The organism is Pseudarthrobacter sp. IC2-21 (genome assembly GCF_034048115.1).
GTDB classification, from domain to species: Bacteria; Actinomycetota; Actinomycetes; order Actinomycetales; family Micrococcaceae; genus Arthrobacter; species Arthrobacter naphthalenicus.
On record NZ_CP139145.1, the window covers coordinates 1,011,156 to 1,027,204 of the forward strand.

Genomic DNA, 16,049 nt, shown 5'->3' on the forward strand with positions numbered 1-16,049 from the left:
AGCAGAACCTCACAGCAGAGTTATGGACGATGGGAGCACGCAAATGTCAAAGTATTTGGTCCTGATCTTTCAGGATGAGGCGGCGAAGCAATCCGAGGGTGAGGCCATCAGCACCCCCTACCAGGAGTTCCAGCAGCGCCGCGGCGCGTCACTGCTCGGCGGGGCCGCACTGCAGCCGCCTTCGACGGCGACGTCCATCCGGCGCGACGGGGCAGGCGGATTCTCGGTGACGGACGGTCCGTTCGCCGAGTCAAAGGAAGCGCTGGGCGGCTACTACCTGATCGAGGCGGCCGACCTGGATGAGGCGCTGGAGATCGCCAAGGACGTTCCGGCCGGCATCGGGGTAGAGGTCCGGCCCGTGCGAATGGTCAGCTGATGCCGCAGGCCGCCAGCGCGGAGGTTGCTGCCGCGGTTGCCGATGCGCACCGCCGGGAGTGGGCGTTCGTGCTGGCGGCCACCGTCCGTGTTGCGGGGGACATCGACACGGCGGAAGAGGCGGTCCAGGACGCGTACGCCAGCGCACTGGCCACGTGGGGTCCGCGGGGCATCCCGCAGAACCCCGGCGCGTGGCTCACGGTGACCGCCCGCCGTCGGGCCCTGGACTGCCGCCGGCGGGCCGCGACGGCGCAGCGGGCGCTCCCGAAGCTGCTGGACCCGGCCGAGGCAACCGATTATGAGCCGGACCCCGGGCCGGAAGGCATTCCCGACGACCGGCTGCGCCTGATCTTCACCTGCTGCCACCCGGCCCTGGGGTTGGACGCCCGGGTTGCCCTGACGCTGAGGCTCCTCTGCGGGCTCTCCACCGCCGACGTGGCAAGGGCGTTCCTCATCCCCGAGGCCACCATGGCCGCGCGGATCACCCGGGCGAAGAAGAAGATCACTGCCGCGCATATCCCGTACCGCGTGCCGGCGGCATCGGAGCTGCACGGGCGCATTGACGGCGTGCTGTCGGTCGTCTACCTCGTGTACACCACTGGGCACACCGCACCGTCGGGCGCCGGCCTGATGCGCCGGGACCTCGCGGAACGCGGCCTTGAACTGGCCCGAATGCTTCGGGTCCTGCTTCCGCAGGACCGCGACGTCGCCGGCCTCCTGTCCCTCATTCTGCTCACCGACGCCCGCAGGTCCGCCCGGCTCGACGGGCACCGTGAACTCGTGCTGATGGAGCACCAGGACAGGGCGAAATGGGACCGGGCGGCCATCGAGGAAGGCGTGGCGCTCCTGCGCGAGGCGTTGGGTGCGCGGCCGCCGGGCCGCTTCGCCGTGATGGCGGCCATCGCTGCCGTCCATGACGAGAGTGCGTCGTGGTCCGACACTGACTGGCGGGAGATCCTGGGGCTCTACGACGTGCTGATGGAGACGTGGCCTTCTCCCGTTGTCCAGCTCAACCGGGCCATTGCACTCGGCTTTGCGGTGGGCCCGGCGGAAGGCCTGGCGGAGTTGGATGCGCTCGGCGCGGAGCCGCAGCTGGCCCGTTATCCGTATCTTGCCGCCGCGCGCGCCGATTTCCTGACCAGGCTGGGCCGCGTCCGCGAGGCCAGGGTGGCCTTCGAGGAGGCGCTGATCCTGACCGACAATGAGACCGAACGGCGCTACCTCCGCAGCTGCCTGAACCAACTGGCGGGCTGATGACGGAGGACGACGGCGGCGCCCGCGGCGGGTGCCGTGGGTGTGGGGGGCCTCGGGGGAGGCCTTGGGGTGCGGCGGAGGCAGTGGGAGGATGAATCCGTGGATCAATTCTTTGATTTCCTTCGCCACTTCTGGTGGCTCGCTTTCCCTCTCGGCGGGATGGCCGGCGGGTGGGCTCGGCAGTGGTCCAGGGCCAGTGAACGCCGGCACCGTCGCCGCGTGGAGCTGTACAAGCTGAAGAACCAGGCGGTGCAGGCGGAGCAGGCGAGCCGGGCCGAGGTTGCGGCCCTGATGGCAGCGCACGATGCCGTGAACCGGCGGTGGCTGGACTACGAGCTCGATGTCGGGAAGCTGATCGACTTCCCGGTCATGACAGATGTGCGGGAACCCCTTACCGTAGCGTTCATCCGGGCGAAGAAAGCGGCGGACGGTTTGCGGCCGGCGGACCCGGGCGACATTACGACGCCGGCCCGGCTGGCGGAGTACCGGACAGCCGTGAATGGCTTTGAGCTGGCCTTCGACGTGGCCGAGCGCGAAGCCAAGCGGATCAAGGACCACAATTTCAGTGCCTTGGAGCGCCAGCGTCTGGCGACGGCCAGGAAGCTATTGAACATCGCCTCGGACAACGCCGCCACCCCGGCCGAACGGCAGACAGCGTACAAGCGCGCCCGGCGGGAACTGGACGGCCTGATCGTCCTGCCCGAGGCCACGGTGGCCGCGCTGGAAGTGAAGATCGCCGGCGAACTGAACGCACCGCACACCACGGAGTGAATGCGCAGGACGGCGGCACCCGGCTCTTGAATTCCCGGCCCGGGTGCCGCCGTCGTGCGTTACGTGTACAGGAGCGAGCCGGGGGTGGTGAGTTTCTCGCCGGTCTCGAGCCAGGTCTTCAGGCCGGAAAGGATCATGGGCCAGCCGCCGTAGAGCTGTTCGTTGGCGCCCTCGCGGAGCTGGTCGTGGGTGACGGTGAGGTGGCAGGAGTCTCCCACGGGTTCGATCTCCCAGGTGATCCGTGAGGTGCCTTCGGCTTTGACGTCCTCGCCCCACAGCGCCGTCATGGTCTGGACGAGCCGGCGCGGCGGGTCAACTTCGATGTTCTCGCCTTCGCCCAGCAGCGCCCCGGCTTTCGGGTTGCCCATCTCAAACCGGCCGCCCGGGGTCCAGTCGGAGGAGAGGGTGTTCCCGAACTGGTATTTGCTGCGGATCTCGCTGTCCGTGATGGCTTCCCAGAGCCGTTCCGGCGTGGTCTTGATGTAGATTTCGAAGATCTTTTCCATGGGACTTTCCAATCTGGTTTTGAGGTCGCTGAGGCCAGCGGCCCATGGTTCGGCATACTTGCTCACCCAGCGGTCGTGGATCAGCCGGATGGGCACCGGATTCAGGAAGTGGAGTTTCTCCCGGCCCCGGCGGCGGGTGACCACCAGGCCGGCGTCCTCCAGCAGCTTGAGGTGCTTCATCACCCCGTAGCGGGTCATCTCAAAGCGGGCCTCAAGCGCATGCAGGGTCTGCCCGTCCTCCCGGAAGAGCTCATCGAGCAGGTCCCGGCGGGTGGGGTCGGCGAGGGCCTTGAATACGGCGTCCACAGTTCAAGGATAGGTGACTAAAAGGTCACATGTCTAGAGGTTCGCAGCCAACAGGGTAGGTCCGTCTCTGGCCGCCGGCCCCGGACCGGCGTAGGGTCTGGAGGCATGACCGAACAGCAACCTTATGAGCTGGTGCACCGCTACCCGCACTTTGAACTGCGCCGCTATCCCGCGCACGTCGTTGCCGAGGTGCATGTCAAGGCCACCTTTGACCGGGCCGGCAACGCTGCCTTCCGGCATTTGTTCAACTACATCAGCGGCAGCAACACGGCCCGGCAGAAGCTGGCGATGACGGCCCCCGTCATCCAGGAAACCCAGGCTCCGCAGAAGCTGGCGATGACAGCGCCGGTTATCCAGAGCGGCCCGCTGCCAGGCAGCGATTCGCCCGCTGACTTTGTGATTGCCTTTGTGCTGCCCGCCAGTACGACGGCGGAAACCGCACCCGCACCGACGAACCCTGACGTGGTGGTCAGGGAAGTTCCGGGTTCACTGGCCGCGGTGGTCCGCTTCTCGGGCAGCGGCAACGCTAAGGCCTTTGAGCAACGGAACACGGGGCTGCAGGCGGCACTGCCCCTGGCCGGTCTGACGGCGGTGGGTCCGCCGCGGTTTGCCCGCTTTGACCCGCCCTTCAAGCCCTGGTTCCTGCGGCACAACGAGGTCATCCAGGACGTGCAGGAGACAGCCAGCGCCTAGGCTGACCGGATGGAGTATCAGCTGCGCCAGGCCACGCCCGGGGACGCCCTCGCCGTCGTGCTCTTCCATACACTCGCCCACGAGGAGAGCTACGGGCACTTACTGTCCCCGGAGTTCTTCCGCGCCCGGCGGGCCAGCATCGCCGAACGGGCCGAACGGCGCCGCCCGCACCTGGCAGTTGATGACCCGCGGATCATCGCCGTGGACGGCAACAACCACATCGTGGGACTGGCGGACGCCGGGCCGGGCCGGGATGAGGACGGCCCCGCGGAGCTGGAACTGTATTCGCTCTTTACGCTCCGGCACACCTACGGGACGGGACTGGGCGCGGCACTGTTGAGTGCCGCCGTCGGCGATTCCGCCGCCTATCTGTGGGTGCTCCGGGACAATCCCCGGGCGCAGGCGTTTTACCTCAAGCAGGGATTTCGCCCCGATGGGGCAACGGGCCTGCTCCCGCCCGAGTGGGAAGAGTTGCCGCAGGTCAGGATGGTCCGGCCGGCCCGGGGCTGACGCCGAAAGTTCAGGAGCACGTGGGCACCGCCCGCGAGGGAAGAGCATGGTCTTCCCTCGCGGGGGTCAGCGCCAGCCGAGCTCGGGCGCTACATACTTCAGGATCGATTCGATGACGTGGGCGTTGTAGTCGACGCCGAGCTGGTTCGGGACCGTGAGCAGCAGGGTGTCTGCCGCGGCGATCGCCTCGTCCTCGGCCAGCTTCTTGGCCAGCTCCTCCGGGGTGCCCGCGTAGGAGCGGCCAAACACGGCGCGCGTTTTCGCGTCGATGTTGCCCACCTGGTCCGAACTGTGGCGGTCGCGGCCGAAGTATTGCCAGTCGCGCTCGTCCGTCAGGGCGAAGATGCTGCGGCTGACCGAGACGCGCGGCTCTCGCTGGTGCCCCGCCTCCTTCCAGGCCTGCCGGTAGAGCTCAATCTGCTCGGCCTGCTGGACGTGGAAGGGCTTGCCGCTCTCGTCATCCTTGAGCGTGGAGCTTTGCAGGTTCATGCCGAGCTTTGCCGCCCAGATGGCCGTGGCGTTCGAGCCCGAACCCCACCAGATGCGCTCGCGCAGGCCCTCGGAGTGCGGCTCCATGCGCAGCAGGCCCGGCGGATTCGGGAACATCGGGCGGGGGCTGGGTGCCGCGAAGCCCTCGCCCTTGAGCACCTCGAGCAGACGCTCGGTGTGCCTGCGGCCCATGTCCGCGTCCGACTCGCCCTCGGCGGGAGCGTAGCCGAAGTGGCGCCACCCGTCGATGACCTGCTCGGGTGAACCACGGCTGATGCCCAGCTGCAGCCGGCCGCCCGAGATCAGGTCGGCCGCGCCGGCGTCTTCCGCCATGTAGAGCGGGTTCTCGTAGCGCATGTCGATCACGCCGGTGCCGATCTCAATCCGGCTTGTCCGGGCGCCGATCGCAGCGAGCAGCGGGAACGGGGAGGCGTACTGCTGCGCGAAGTGGTGGACGCGGAAATAGGCGCCGTCCGCCCCCAGCTCTTCGGCCGCGACGGAGAGGTCAATCGCCTGCAACAGCGCGTCCGAGGCAGTCCGGGTGCCGGACTCCGGGTGGTCGGTCCAATGGCCGAATGACAGAAATCCGATGTTCTTCACAGCGGCAACCTTAGTACTTGTCGCATGTTGTGTTACTCGCATTCAGGCTGAAGGGAGGCAATGATTTTGCGGGTGGCCGAGGCCAAGGCGTCCTGTTCCGCGCGGGTGAGCGGGTCGACGAAGTGTGTGCGGACGAACTCCACATGACCCGGCGCCGCGTGCTCTATGGCCTTCCGGCCGTCCGGGGTGATCTGCACGTCCAGGCCGCGTGCATCGGAGGAACAGTTCTTCCTCTCCAACAGGCCCCTGGCCTCCATCCGCTTGAGCAGGTGGGACAGGCGGCTGCGGTCCCAGCCGAGCGACCGGCCCAGCTCGCGTGCACGAACCACGCCGTCCGGGTGCTCAGAGAGTGGAACAAGCACCGCAAATTCGGCTCCGGAGAGCTGTGACTCCCGCACCAGCTGGCGGTCCATGGCGGCCGCCATTTGCTGGGATGCCTGCAGGAATCCGCGCCAGACTTCGGTCTCCCGTTCGTCCAGCCATTGGGTTTCCTCCGTCACAACGCCCCTCCCATGGGTTCAACGTGGCACACTGCCGGGGAGCTCTAGCGAATGGTCGCGAAGCCCTTGGCCCAGGAGACCACCTGGTCAACCATCGGTGCCAGGGTGCCGGCGTTCTGCTCGGTCGGCTTGAACTCGGAGAAGTTCTCGAAGTCATTGAACAGGGAGAACATGACCTGGTTGCGCACGTGAGCGACCTGGAGTTCGGAGAGGATCTCGCGCAAGTGCTCGACGGCGCGGGCGCCGCCGGCTGAACCGTAGGACACAAAGCCCGCCACCTTGTTGTTGAACTCTGCGTTCAGGTAGGACAGGGCGTTGGTGAGCACCGGGCCTGCAGTGTGGTTGTACTCGTGCACCACGAAGATGAAGCCGTCGAACTCGCTGACCTTGGCCGACCACGCCTTGGTGGCCGGGTTCTGGTAGTTCTGGTACGCGGCGGGGTAGGCCTCGTCCAGCAGGGGGAGGCTGAAGTCGGCGATGTCCACCAGCTCGACGTCCGCATCCGTGCGGTCCGCCACCTGGGCCAGAACCCACTCGGCTACGGACTTGTTCACGCTGCCGGGCCGGCTGGCGCCGGTAATGATGGCAATCTTGGGCAGGCCATTCTCGGCCAGGGGATCGGCGGCCGGGGAAACCTCAGGGGCAACTGCGGCGGGAGCCTCTGCGGCAGGGGCCACCACGCTGGGGGCCGTCACGCTGGGGGCTGCCGAGGCAGCTGAGTGGCCGGGCTTGGACTTGCGGGAGAAAATTTTGAACCAGGACATGGGCGCCTCACCGTTCGGAATGGTTGATGTTTCAATCATTCTACGAGGCCTTTTGATGATGTGTCAACAAAATGTCTACCGGGTGCCCGTCCGCCGCTCACCGTGAAATCCCTGCCGCTCGGCGCATAGATCCTACGTTTGCTTGGTATCTGCATCATGATTGCCGGAGGCGTTGGCCCACGTAGGGTCTTTCGCCTCTGGAATCGCTGGACACCGAGGTGCAGTGACGGGCAGAAGGAGTAACTATGGGCTGGCTGGACCGTGAACGAACTGTTGCCCCGCCGGGCTTCAACCGCTGGCTGGTGCCGCCTGCCGCGCTCGCCGTCCACCTGTGCATCGGCCAGGCCTACGCCACCAGCGTGTACAAGACGGCACTGGTCAAACACTTCGGGGCCAGCCTGACCGAAATCGGTGTGATCTTCTCCATCGCCATCGTGATGCTGGGCCTCTCGGCCGCCATCATGGGCACCTGGGTGGACAAGCACGGCCCGCGCAAAGCGATGTTCACGTCGGCCCTGTTCTGGGCCAGCGGCTTCCTCATCGGCTCACTGGGCATCTTCACGCACCAACTCTGGCTCGTCTACCTCGGCTACGGCGTGGTGGGCGGGATCGGCCTGGGCATCGGTTACATCTCGCCGGTGTCCACCCTGATCAAATGGTTCCCGGACCGCCCGGGCCTGGCCACCGGCATGGCCATCATGGGCTTCGGCGGCGGCGCGCTCATCGCCAGCCCGGTCTCCACCGCACTGCTCAAAATGTACGATCCCAACTCCGGCGCCCAGGGCTGGGTGGCCAGCGGCGACGCCGTGGGCAAACTCTTCCTGACCCTCGCCGTGGTCTACCTCGCCTACATGCTCTTCGGCGCGTTCACCATCAGGGTCCCGGCCGAAGGCTGGAAGCCTGCCGGGTTCGACCCGTCCAAGGTCAAGGCCGCCACGCTGGTCACTACGGACAACGTCTCGGCCAAGAACGCCGTGAAGACCCGGCAGTTCTGGCTCATCTGGGTGGCGCTGTTCTGCAACGTCACCGCGGGCATCGGCATCCTGGAGCAGGCGGCTCCCATGATTCAGGACTTCTTCAGGAAGCCCGACGGCGGTTCCCTGGTGAGTGCCGCCGTGGCGGCGGGCTTTGTGGGGCTGCTCTCGATCGGCAACATGTCCGGCCGGTTCGCCTGGTCGGCCACGTCCGATGTGACCGGCCGGAAGCGCATCTACATGGTCTACCTCGGCGTCGGGGCCGTGCTCTACACGGTGCTGGCGCTGGCGGGCTCCACCAGCACGTTCCTGTACGTGGTGCTGGCCTTCGTGATCATCTCCTTCTACGGCGGCGGCTTCGCCACCGTGCCGGCCTACCTCCGGGACCTCTTCGGCACCTTCCAGGTGGGGGCCATCCACGGCCGGCTCCTGACGGCGTGGTCCGCAGCCGGGGTGGCCGGCCCGCTGATCGTCAACGCCTTCCTGGACGCCCAGGGCAAACCCGGCCAACTGAACGCCGCGTCCTACCAGCCGGCGCTGCTGACCATGGTGGGGCTGCTGGTGATCGGCTTCATCGCCAACCTGCTGGTCAAGCCGGTTGACCCGCGATTCCACGAACCCCGCCCCGGCCTGAGCCGGCACGAACCCGCCATGGAGGCCTGACATGAGCACCGCATCCACCCCCGGCGCGTCCGCGCCTGCTGCACCGTCAACCGGCAGAGTGGCTATAGCCTGGGCCCTCGTTGGGGTCCCCCTGGCCTACGGCGTCTACGAAACGTTGACGCGTGTGGCGGCCCTGTTCGGCTGAACCCCGCGCCCCAAGTGCCACCGGCCGCCGTTGTGTAAATCACGACGGCGGCCGGCGGCGTGGGAAGCCACATCGCCCTGGCTTGTCCTGACTGAACAGCTCGAAGGCAGCCGCTAATTGTTCCGGGCCCAGAGCTGCAGCCACAGCAGCAGGCGCGTTTCGGGGTCGTCGAGATCCAGGCCGAACAGCGTCTGCACCCGGGAGAGACGGTAACGGACGGTGTTGACGTGCACCGCCAACATCCTGGCCGCTTCGATCGCGTTTCCGCCGGAGTCCAGGTAGGCCGCAACAGTGGATTCGAAGGATTTCTTATGCTGTGCGTCGTACGCCGCGATCCGCGCGGCTTGGGTTCCGGGCAGCTGGCCTGAGGCCGTCAATGACGAGGCAATCTGGCGCAGCTGCAGGCGCGGGCCCAGGGATTCGTCGTCAGCCACCACCTCGTCGGAATCGTCGGGAATGCGTCCTTCCACCACGTTGCGGACCAGTTCGGAGAGGACCAGCTCGGCGTTGACCCGGGACTGCTCAAGCCTGCCGATCGGGGCCGCGATCCCCAGTGCAGCCACCACCGGGCGGCCGAGCAGCCGCCGCGCGTTCCGGACGATTTTGAGCACCGCGCCACGCTGGAACTGCCGGGAGGATTCCTCGCCCTGCGGCAGGACGATGTACACGATGCCGTCCGCCAGCCCGCAGACGGCCGAGGGCAGCCGGACGGCGCAGGCGGTCCGAACGGTGTCAAAGAGCTTGAGGCGCGATTGCAGTGTTTCGGCGGCGCCCGCGTCCGCCGGGCCGCCGCTCACCGCGGCCACCCGGACGGAAGCTGCCGAGATGCCCAGCCGGATGGCGGCGAGTTCGGCGCGTTGGGGCTCGAACAGCAGCGGCTGGACCATGTCCATCTGACGGGTGAGGTTGGAGACGTAGGAGGTGCGCTTGTGCAGGATGTGGAGCGCGGCGACGTTCGCCGCCTCGCCCAGAATCCGGGCCGCGTCCTCATGGTGGTGCTCGGCGCGCTCCAGGAGCCAGAGCGAGCCGAGGACCTCGGCGCCGGCGCGGATGGCGATGGCGGTCCGCCGGAGCAGGGGGTCCTCGGTGGCCACCTCCAGCGCTTCCGCGGCCGCGTGAACGCGGCGGTAGTCCTTGTCGGTCTGCGCGGAATGGGGCACGTGCAGATTCAGGATGGAACTGCGCCGCGTCTCGTCGATGGGCTGGTCCGGGAGGGTCGAGTAGGCCAGGATCGTCTGATCGGGATCGGCGATGGCGATCGCGCCCCCGGCCTGGGCGGCTACGGTGTTGGCCAGATCGAACAGATCCCCGGGACGGATGTCCACGAGGGTGCGGCCGGACCGGCGGTGCGGGACCACGGCCGCGTCCATGATTTCCGCGAGCTGGTTCCAGGGGACCGTGTCGGAGGCCCGGAAAAGGGCCATCCCGGCTTCGCGGGCCGCGGCCCGGAGTACGGCGTCCGGTTTGCCGTTGGATTTATAGACGATTGCCACATATCCGGCGTGGTGGAGCTCCTGGATTTTGGCCCGCAGCCGTTTTCCGGTGAGGGACAGGCCGATGGCCAGCGCAACCGCGCCGGGAAAGTTCGCCGGAACGGCGGTGGAATCGTAGAGCACCGAGCCGGAAACCGGCTGCCGGGAATCAGTGGGCATGTCCACGAGGCTAAGGATTTCCGAACTGGTGGACCGGGCCACATCAGCAAGGGTGGGCAGGCCCGGGTTCTGCAGGGCAGCGGCACTGCCCGGTATTTCTCCGGCATCCTGTCTTTGGTAGTAAGTGCTAATGCCTGACCCCTTACCTTGTCTGAATCTCCATAGTTACACGGCCGTGTGCTTCCTACGCTGAAGAAAGCAACTTCGGCAGTGGAAGGCCAAGATTGAAGATCAGCGAAGCGCGGGAACTCATCCAGTTCAGGGCGCCTGTTTTGTCCAGGCAGCGCCGGGTGCTGGCCAACGCTTTCAGTGTTGAGGAGTACCGCAAGGCGGCCAAGAAAGTCCTGCCTGCGGGCATTTTCGATTACCTCGACGGCGGCTCCGAGGACGAAGTGACGCTGCGCCGGAACCGGGCCGTCTTCGACTCCTGGGCGCTGATGCCCCGGTGGGGCCCGGTTGACGGCCCCGATACCAGCACCGCCTTGCTCGGCAAGACCAGTGCACTGCCCCTGACGCTGACCCCCACCGGTGCCACCCGCCTGTTCCACCCCGCGGGGGAGTCCGCCGTCGCGGCGGCCGCCGCGCACGCCCGCATCCCTTACGGACTCGCCGGGCTGAGCACCGTGGCCATGGAAACCATTGCCAAGGACCATCCCGGACTGGACCGCTGGTTCAACTTCGGGCTCGGCTCCGATGCCCTGGCCGCCCGGGACAAACTCGCGCGCTGCGAAGCCGCCGGATTCACCACCCTGATTGTCGGCGTCGACATCCGGGCCCTCGGGTCCAGGGAACGGGACCTGCGCAACGGCTTTACGGCACCTCCGGCACTGACTCTTTCCACCGTCGCGGACATCGCCCGGCGGCCGTCCTGGTGGATCAACTTCCTGAAGGCGGACGGGATCAGCTTCCCCAACCTGGATCCCCGCAGTGCCGCGGCCACGTCCATGGTGACCCCGTCCATGTGGCAGCACATCCTCGGCCACTCCGACGCCGCCAGCGGGTGGAAGGAACTCGAAGCGCTGCGCGAAGCCTGGTCCGGCAGGATCGTGCTCAAGGGCTGCGTCAATCCGGCCGATGTTGCCCAGGCGGCCCGGATCGGCCTGGACGCCGTCCAGCTCAGCAACCACGGCGGCCGCCAGCTCGATCACATGCTCAGCCCCATGGACGTGCTCCAGGAGTCCCGCCAGCGGGTGGGGGACGCGCTGGAGATCTATGTGGACTCGGGAATCCGCCGCGGCAGCGACATCTTCAAGGCGTTGGCGCTGGGCGCCGACGCCTGCTCCATCGGCAGGGCGTACCTCTACGGGCTGGTGGCCGCCGGCACGCCCGGCGTGGAGCGGGTGATTGATATCCTCGCGGACGAACTCAGGCGTACCATGACGCTGGTAGGCGTTTCGAGCATTCCCGAGCTGAAAGCACGGGGTGGGGAAATCCTGCGTGACATCCGCTCTTCCGGCGAAATTCTTGAAAAAGCACCATCAGGCACCACCTAAAAAGAATCTCTGAAAGCTAAGGAAGCCATGCGCACCCGATACATACTCCCCGTCCTCACCGTAGCCACCGCGCTTGCCCTCTCCGGCTGCGTGGACAACAGCCAGCCTGCTGCCACCGGTTCGGCCGGGGCAAGCGGCAGTGCCGCCGCCGTCGACGTGAAAAAGAACGACGACGTGGCCGCGATGCTCCCGGAGAAGATCAAGAGCGCCGGGGTGCTCAACGTGGGCATGGCCAACAACTACCCGCCCAACGAGTTCAAAGACGATAACGGCGCGCCCGCGGGCTGGTCCGTGGACCTCACCAACGCCCTGGGCAAGGTGATGGGCCTGAAGGTCAACTTCGATATCGGCACCTTCGACAACATCCTGCCGGCCGTGCGCGCAGGCAAGGATGACATGGGGATGTCCTCGTTCACGGACACCGTGGAACGCGAAAAGCAGGTGGACTTCGTCTACTACTACTCCGCCGGGATCCAGTGGGCTACCGCCAAGGGCAAGACCGTGGACCCCAACAACGCCTGCGGGCTGAAGGTGGCCGTCCAGGCCACCACGTACGAGGACACCGACGAAGTGCCCAAGAAGTCCAAGGCCTGCACCGACGCCGGCAAACCGGCCATCCAGATCTTCAAGTTCGACGCCCAGGACCAGGCCACCAACGCCCTGGCGGTGGGGCAGGTGGACGCCATGAGCGCCGACTCGCCCGTGACCCTGTACGCGATCTCCAAGACCAAGGACAGGCTGCAGACCGCCGGGGACGCGTTCGAGGTGGCCCCCTACGGGATCCCGGTGGCCAAGGGCAGCGACTTCACCCCCGCGCTGCAGAAGGCGCTCCAGACCCTGATCGACGACGGCAGCTACACCAAGATCCTGTCCAAGTGGGGCGTGGAAGCCGGCGGAATCAAGAAGGCGGATCTCAACGTGGCGGCCAAGGGTTAACAGAACATGAGCAGGGCGGAATCCGACGGGATGACCCAGGCGGGACCGGGCGGCGGCCCGCGGAGCGGAGGCGGGCGGGCGGTGGACGATGCCCCGCCGGAGGCGATCGTCGCCATTCCGCTGCGCCACCCCTGGCGGAACTTCTTTGCCGTCATCCTGGTGCTGGGGCTGGCGGTGTTTGTGCTGGACGCCGCCCAGCGCCCGGATTACGGCTGGGCGGATGTAGGCAAGTACATCTTCGACCGCCGGATCAGCGCGGCGGCCTGGGTGACGTTGTCGCTGACCGTCTACGCCATGCTGGGCGCCATCGTGATCGGCCTGGTGCTGGCCATCATGCGGCTTTCGCCCAACCCGGTCCTGAAGAACATCGCCTGGCTGTACATCTGGATCTTCCGGGGGACCCCGGTGTACGTGCAGCTGGTCTTCTGGGGCTTGGTGTCCCTGATCTATCCGGTGTTCACCATCGGCATCCCGTTCATGGACCCGTGGGTCACCATTCCCAACGGAATCTTCACCAACCTCTTCATCACCGCCGTGATCGGCCTGGGCCTGAACGAGGCCGCCTACATGTCTGAAATTGTGCGGGCGGGCCTGCTGTCCGTGGACCGCGGCCAGGAGGAAGCCGCCACCGCGCTGGCGCTGTCCTGGGGCCAGACCATGCGCTTTGTGGTGGTGCCCCAGGCCATGAAGATCATCATTCCGCCCACCGGCAACGAAGTCATCTCCATGCTGAAGACCACCTCCCTGGTGGCGGCCATCCCCTTGAGCATCGACCTGTACGGGGTCTCCCGCGGCATCTCCGCGGTGACCTTCACCCCCGTGCCGCTCCTGATTGTGGCATCCCTCTGGTACCTGCTCTTCACCTCGGTGCTGATGGTGGGCCAGCACTTCATTGAGAAGCGGTTCTCCCGCGGCACCGGCCGGGCAGACGCTGGAAGGAAATCGCCGGCGTCGGATACGGCATCCGAGGCGGGCTCCGCGGCGATCCCCGGGACAGTGCTTCCGGGGGAGCCGGGCGCCCCGCTCGGCAACGATTTTGGAGGAAAAGGATGACGGACGTGCCCATGGTCCTGGCCGAGAAGGTCTCGAAGAACTTCGGTACCAACCGGGTTCTGCGCGGCATCAGCCTGGAAGTGGCCCGCGGCCAGGTCCTGTGCATCGTGGGGCCCAGCGGTTCGGGCAAGTCAACGTTCCTGCGCTGCATCAACCACCTGGAACGGGTGGACGCCGGCCGGCTTTCCATTGACGGCGAACTGGTGGGCTACCGCCAAAAGGGCGGCAAGCTCTATGAGCAGAAGCTCTCCGAAGCGGCCCTGCAGCGCCGGGAAATCGGCATGGTGTTCCAGCGCTTCAACCTGTTCCCGCACCTGACGGCGATGGAAAACATCACCCTGGCCCCCATCCGGGTGAAGGGCCTGTCCAAGGCCAAGGCCACCGCCCGTGCAAACGAGCTGCTGGCCCGCGTGGGGCTGGCGGACAAAGGTGATGCCTACCCCGCGCACCTCTCCGGCGGGCAGCAGCAGCGGGTGGCCATCGCCCGTGCCCTGGCCATGGACCCCAAGCTCATGCTCTTCGACGAGCCCACCAGCGCCCTGGACCCGGAACTGGTGGGGGAGGTGCTCGAGGTGATGAAGGAACTGGCCAAGAGCGGCATGACCATGGTGGTGGTGACCCATGAGATGGGGTTCGCCCGCGAAGTGGCGGACACCCTGGTGTTCATGGACGAAGGCGTGGTGGTGGAGGCCGGCCCGCCCCGGCAGGTCCTGAGCAATCCGCAGCACGGGCGCACCAAGGAGTTCCTCTCCAAGGTCCTGTGACAGCCGCTAGGTGGTTGGGACTCCGTACTCGGTCAGGCCGTTCCTGATCGCGAACAACGTGGCACCCACCCTATTGGTTGCACCGATCTTGGTGTAGATGTGCTCCACGTGGTTGCGGACGGTCTTCCGGGCAAGGAACAGGGCGCCGGCGATCTCGGCCGGCGTCATGCCGCGGCAGAGCATGCCGAGGATTTCCACTTCCCGCGGGGTGAGTCCGCCCGCGGCGGCATGCGGACGGCGGGGCTGCTGGCCGGCCGCCACAAGCACGGCCTCCACCGCTTCGCTGCCGAGCCTTCCTGCTGAAACTTCCCGCCGGAGCCGGGCAGCCGCATCAGCCGGCGTGAGCGCAGGCCGGTGCGGACGTGGCTCCAGGGAGGCATGGTAGGAGTCGGCAGCCGCCAGGATCCGCTGCCTGATCCCCAGCTCCGCTCCACCCAGCCCGCGTGGATAGCCTGACCCGTCGAGCCGCTCGTGGTGTGCGCCGGTGAGGGCCGCCTCGCCCTTCAGCCCGGGAACGCGGCTGAGGATCCGCTCGCCCAGAAACGGGTGCATGCGGATGCGTTCCAGCTCCAGCCCGGTGAGGGGCTCCTTCTTGTCCCACACCTGGTTGGACACCCCCAACCGGCCCAGGTCGTGCACCCAGCCTGCACGGCGGAGCTCCCCGACGTCGCCCGCCGGCAGCCCGTGCTCCTTGCCGGCGGCGGCGGCGAGGGCCGCCACGGCGCGGGAATGCCCGGCCGTGTAGGGAGACTTGAGGTCTGCGAAGTCGCCGATCGCGCGGAGCACCGCATCCAGCTGGCCGCCGGACAGGGGAGCGTCAGCGGGAGCCAGGTCAAGGGCCGCCCGCCAGCAGTCGACGTCGAGAAGCCCTGCGGTGAGTGCACCGGCCTGGTCGAGGAACAGCCCGGCCAGCGCCGGATCGAACTGGCTGCCGCGGCGCGCCCGGACCATGGCCACCGCCCCGGCCAGCCCCTCCCGGCGCAGGAAGACCTCGGCCGTGTCCGCGAGTTGCATGATCCGCATCTCCAACGGGATGTCCAGCCCTGACACGCCCGCCGGCAGGCCCTTGCCGTCCCACCGCTCGAAGGTGTGGGCGAGCAGGCCTGCCACGCCGTCGTCGAGGCCTACACTGCTGGCCAGCACCCCGGCGGAGACGCAGTGCGAGGCAATCATGGTCCGCACCGCACCGCTGCCCGTCGCCGCGAAACGCGTCCAGCGGGCAACACGGGCCAGCGGCGGGAGGCCGGCACCGGCGTGGCTGAACATGCCGGCGTACATGGGCAGGCCGTGCTGGTCGCGGTTGTAGTAGTCGGCGCGGAAGGCGATATCGTCCGTGAACAACGCGGCCAGTTCAAAGGAGTCCGCGTGGCAGCCGATCCAGGCCAGCTGGTTGGCGTAGTAGATCCTGCCCTGGCCGGCGGCGTCAACCCCCGCTGCCCCGGCGATCCGTAGCGCCAGCAGGGACGCGCGCAGCATGTGCTCCATCGGCTGCCCGAGCCCCAGATCGATGGCGAGCGACAGCGCGGCCAGGACTTCGCTGCGGCGGGGCGCAGCCGGCGACTGCATCACACCTGCCATTCTAGAAAGCCGTCAGCCAAGGC

Annotated in this window: 17 protein-coding genes; 11 read left to right on the plus strand and 6 right to left on the minus strand. The window is 67.3% G+C overall.

Annotated elements, in window-relative coordinates; translation table 11 throughout:
* The first annotated feature begins 43 nt into the window (after nt 1-43).
* From SBP01_RS04735 to SBP01_RS04745, 3 genes are all read left to right on the plus strand, one after another.
* Nucleotides 44-376 (plus strand): YciI family protein, encoded by a 333-nt coding sequence (locus tag SBP01_RS04735; RefSeq protein ID WP_320537643.1) that lies wholly within the window; start codon nt 44-46, stop codon nt 374-376.
* Nucleotides 376-1,629, plus strand: coding sequence for an RNA polymerase sigma factor (locus SBP01_RS04740; RefSeq protein ID WP_320537644.1), 1,254 nt, complete (start codon nt 376-378; stop codon nt 1,627-1,629). The genes SBP01_RS04735 and SBP01_RS04740 overlap by 1 nt, the downstream gene beginning before the upstream one ends.
* Before the next feature lie 99 nt (nt 1,630-1,728).
* The gene (locus SBP01_RS04745; protein WP_320537645.1) at nt 1,729-2,400 is read left to right on the plus strand and encodes a hypothetical protein; all 672 of its coding nucleotides are present in this window, start codon (nt 1,729-1,731) and stop codon (nt 2,398-2,400) included.
* A gap of 59 nt (nt 2,401-2,459) precedes the next feature.
* Here the strand turns inward: SBP01_RS04745 and SBP01_RS04750 are convergent, their stop codons facing one another.
* Entirely contained in the window at nt 2,460-3,212 is a 753-nt protein-coding gene (locus tag SBP01_RS04750; protein ID WP_275215261.1) for an ArsR/SmtB family transcription factor, read from the minus strand.
* A 105-nt stretch (nt 3,213-3,317) separates the two neighbouring features.
* On the opposite strand from SBP01_RS04750, the gene SBP01_RS04755 reads away from it, so the two are divergent.
* Entirely contained in the window at nt 3,318-3,905 is a 588-nt protein-coding gene (locus tag SBP01_RS04755; RefSeq protein ID WP_320537646.1) for a heme-binding protein, read from the plus strand.
* Nucleotides 3,906-3,914: 9 nt separating this feature from the next.
* Nucleotides 3,915-4,415 (plus strand): GNAT family N-acetyltransferase, encoded by a 501-nt coding sequence (locus SBP01_RS04760; RefSeq protein WP_275215259.1) that lies wholly within the window; start codon nt 3,915-3,917, stop codon nt 4,413-4,415.
* 66 nt (nt 4,416-4,481) lie between these two features.
* On the opposite strand, the gene SBP01_RS04765 is transcribed toward SBP01_RS04760, so the two are convergent.
* Genes SBP01_RS04765 through SBP01_RS04775 form a run of 3 tightly spaced genes read right to left on the minus strand, consistent with a single transcriptional unit; the run spans nt 4,482 to nt 6,807 of the window.
* Complete coding sequence (locus SBP01_RS04765) at nt 4,482-5,504, minus strand: LLM class flavin-dependent oxidoreductase (RefSeq protein WP_320537647.1); 1,023 nt, start codon at nt 5,502-5,504, stop codon at nt 4,482-4,484.
* 32 nt (nt 5,505-5,536) lie between these two features.
* On the minus strand, nt 5,537-6,004 hold the full coding sequence (locus tag SBP01_RS04770) for a MarR family winged helix-turn-helix transcriptional regulator (RefSeq protein WP_275215257.1): 468 nt from the start codon (nt 6,002-6,004) through the stop codon (nt 5,537-5,539).
* A gap of 44 nt (nt 6,005-6,048) precedes the next feature.
* On the minus strand, nt 6,049-6,807 hold the full coding sequence (locus SBP01_RS04775; RefSeq protein ID WP_320537648.1) for an NAD(P)H-dependent oxidoreductase: 759 nt from the start codon (nt 6,805-6,807) through the stop codon (nt 6,049-6,051).
* Between the two features lie 206 nt (nt 6,808-7,013).
* Between SBP01_RS04775 and SBP01_RS04780 the strand changes: the two genes are divergently transcribed.
* Nucleotides 7,014-8,405, plus strand: coding sequence for an OFA family MFS transporter (locus tag SBP01_RS04780; protein WP_275215256.1), 1,392 nt, complete (start codon nt 7,014-7,016; stop codon nt 8,403-8,405).
* A 1-nt stretch (nt 8,406) separates the two neighbouring features.
* The gene (locus SBP01_RS04785; protein WP_275215255.1) at nt 8,407-8,550 is read left to right on the plus strand and encodes an MFS transporter small subunit; all 144 of its coding nucleotides are present in this window, start codon (nt 8,407-8,409) and stop codon (nt 8,548-8,550) included.
* A gap of 113 nt (nt 8,551-8,663) precedes the next feature.
* On the opposite strand, the gene SBP01_RS04790 is transcribed toward SBP01_RS04785, so the two are convergent.
* The gene (locus SBP01_RS04790; protein ID WP_320537649.1) at nt 8,664-10,202 is read right to left on the minus strand and encodes a helix-turn-helix domain-containing protein; all 1,539 of its coding nucleotides are present in this window, start codon (nt 10,200-10,202) and stop codon (nt 8,664-8,666) included.
* A gap of 224 nt (nt 10,203-10,426) precedes the next feature.
* On the opposite strand from SBP01_RS04790, the gene SBP01_RS04795 reads away from it, so the two are divergent.
* Genes SBP01_RS04795 through SBP01_RS04810 form a run of 4 tightly spaced genes read left to right on the plus strand, consistent with a single transcriptional unit; the run spans nt 10,427 to nt 14,448 of the window.
* Complete coding sequence (locus tag SBP01_RS04795; protein ID WP_320537650.1) at nt 10,427-11,695, plus strand: alpha-hydroxy acid oxidase; 1,269 nt, start codon at nt 10,427-10,429, stop codon at nt 11,693-11,695.
* 27 nt (nt 11,696-11,722) lie between these two features.
* Nucleotides 11,723-12,631: an ABC transporter substrate-binding protein gene (locus SBP01_RS04800; protein WP_320537651.1), complete on the plus strand. Its 909-nt coding sequence runs from the start codon at nt 11,723-11,725 to the stop codon at nt 12,629-12,631.
* A 6-nt stretch (nt 12,632-12,637) separates the two neighbouring features.
* Nucleotides 12,638-13,684, plus strand: coding sequence for an amino acid ABC transporter permease (locus SBP01_RS04805; RefSeq protein WP_320537652.1), 1,047 nt, complete (start codon nt 12,638-12,640; stop codon nt 13,682-13,684).
* Nucleotides 13,681-14,448, plus strand: coding sequence for an amino acid ABC transporter ATP-binding protein (locus tag SBP01_RS04810; RefSeq protein WP_275215250.1), 768 nt, complete (start codon nt 13,681-13,683; stop codon nt 14,446-14,448). Before SBP01_RS04805 ends, SBP01_RS04810 begins: the two co-directional genes overlap by 4 nt.
* 6 nt (nt 14,449-14,454) lie before the next feature.
* On the opposite strand, the gene SBP01_RS04815 is transcribed toward SBP01_RS04810, so the two are convergent.
* Nucleotides 14,455-16,014: an HD domain-containing phosphohydrolase gene (locus SBP01_RS04815; RefSeq protein ID WP_320538285.1), complete on the minus strand. Its 1,560-nt coding sequence runs from the start codon at nt 16,012-16,014 to the stop codon at nt 14,455-14,457.
* Between the last annotated feature and the right edge of the window lie 35 nt (nt 16,015-16,049).

Bases quoted from the DNA above. Each gene is read 5' to 3' on its own strand.
- SBP01_RS04790 (WP_320537649.1), bottom strand. From the start codon at position 10,202: ATGCCCACTGATTCCCGGCAGCCGGTTTCCGGCTCGGTGCTCTACGAT.
- SBP01_RS04735 (WP_320537643.1), top strand. From the start codon at position 44: ATGTCAAAGTATTTGGTCCTGATCTTTCAGGATGAGGCGGCGAAGCAA.
- SBP01_RS04810 (WP_275215250.1), top strand. From the start codon at position 13,681: ATGACGGACGTGCCCATGGTCCTGGCCGAGAAGGTCTCGAAGAACTTC.
- SBP01_RS04815 (WP_320538285.1), bottom strand. From the start codon at position 16,014: ATGCAGTCGCCGGCTGCGCCCCGCCGCAGCGAAGTCCTGGCCGCGCTG.
- SBP01_RS04780 (WP_275215256.1), top strand. From the start codon at position 7,014: ATGGGCTGGCTGGACCGTGAACGAACTGTTGCCCCGCCGGGCTTCAAC.
- SBP01_RS04805 (WP_320537652.1), top strand. From the start codon at position 12,638: ATGAGCAGGGCGGAATCCGACGGGATGACCCAGGCGGGACCGGGCGGC.
- SBP01_RS04760 (WP_275215259.1), top strand. From the start codon at position 3,915: ATGGAGTATCAGCTGCGCCAGGCCACGCCCGGGGACGCCCTCGCCGTC.
- SBP01_RS04755 (WP_320537646.1), top strand. From the start codon at position 3,318: ATGACCGAACAGCAACCTTATGAGCTGGTGCACCGCTACCCGCACTTT.
- SBP01_RS04775 (WP_320537648.1), bottom strand. From the start codon at position 6,807: ATGATTGAAACATCAACCATTCCGAACGGTGAGGCGCCCATGTCCTGG.
- SBP01_RS04800 (WP_320537651.1), top strand. From the start codon at position 11,723: ATGCGCACCCGATACATACTCCCCGTCCTCACCGTAGCCACCGCGCTT.
- SBP01_RS04785 (WP_275215255.1), top strand. From the start codon at position 8,407: ATGAGCACCGCATCCACCCCCGGCGCGTCCGCGCCTGCTGCACCGTCA.
- SBP01_RS04740 (WP_320537644.1), top strand. From the start codon at position 376: ATGCCGCAGGCCGCCAGCGCGGAGGTTGCTGCCGCGGTTGCCGATGCG.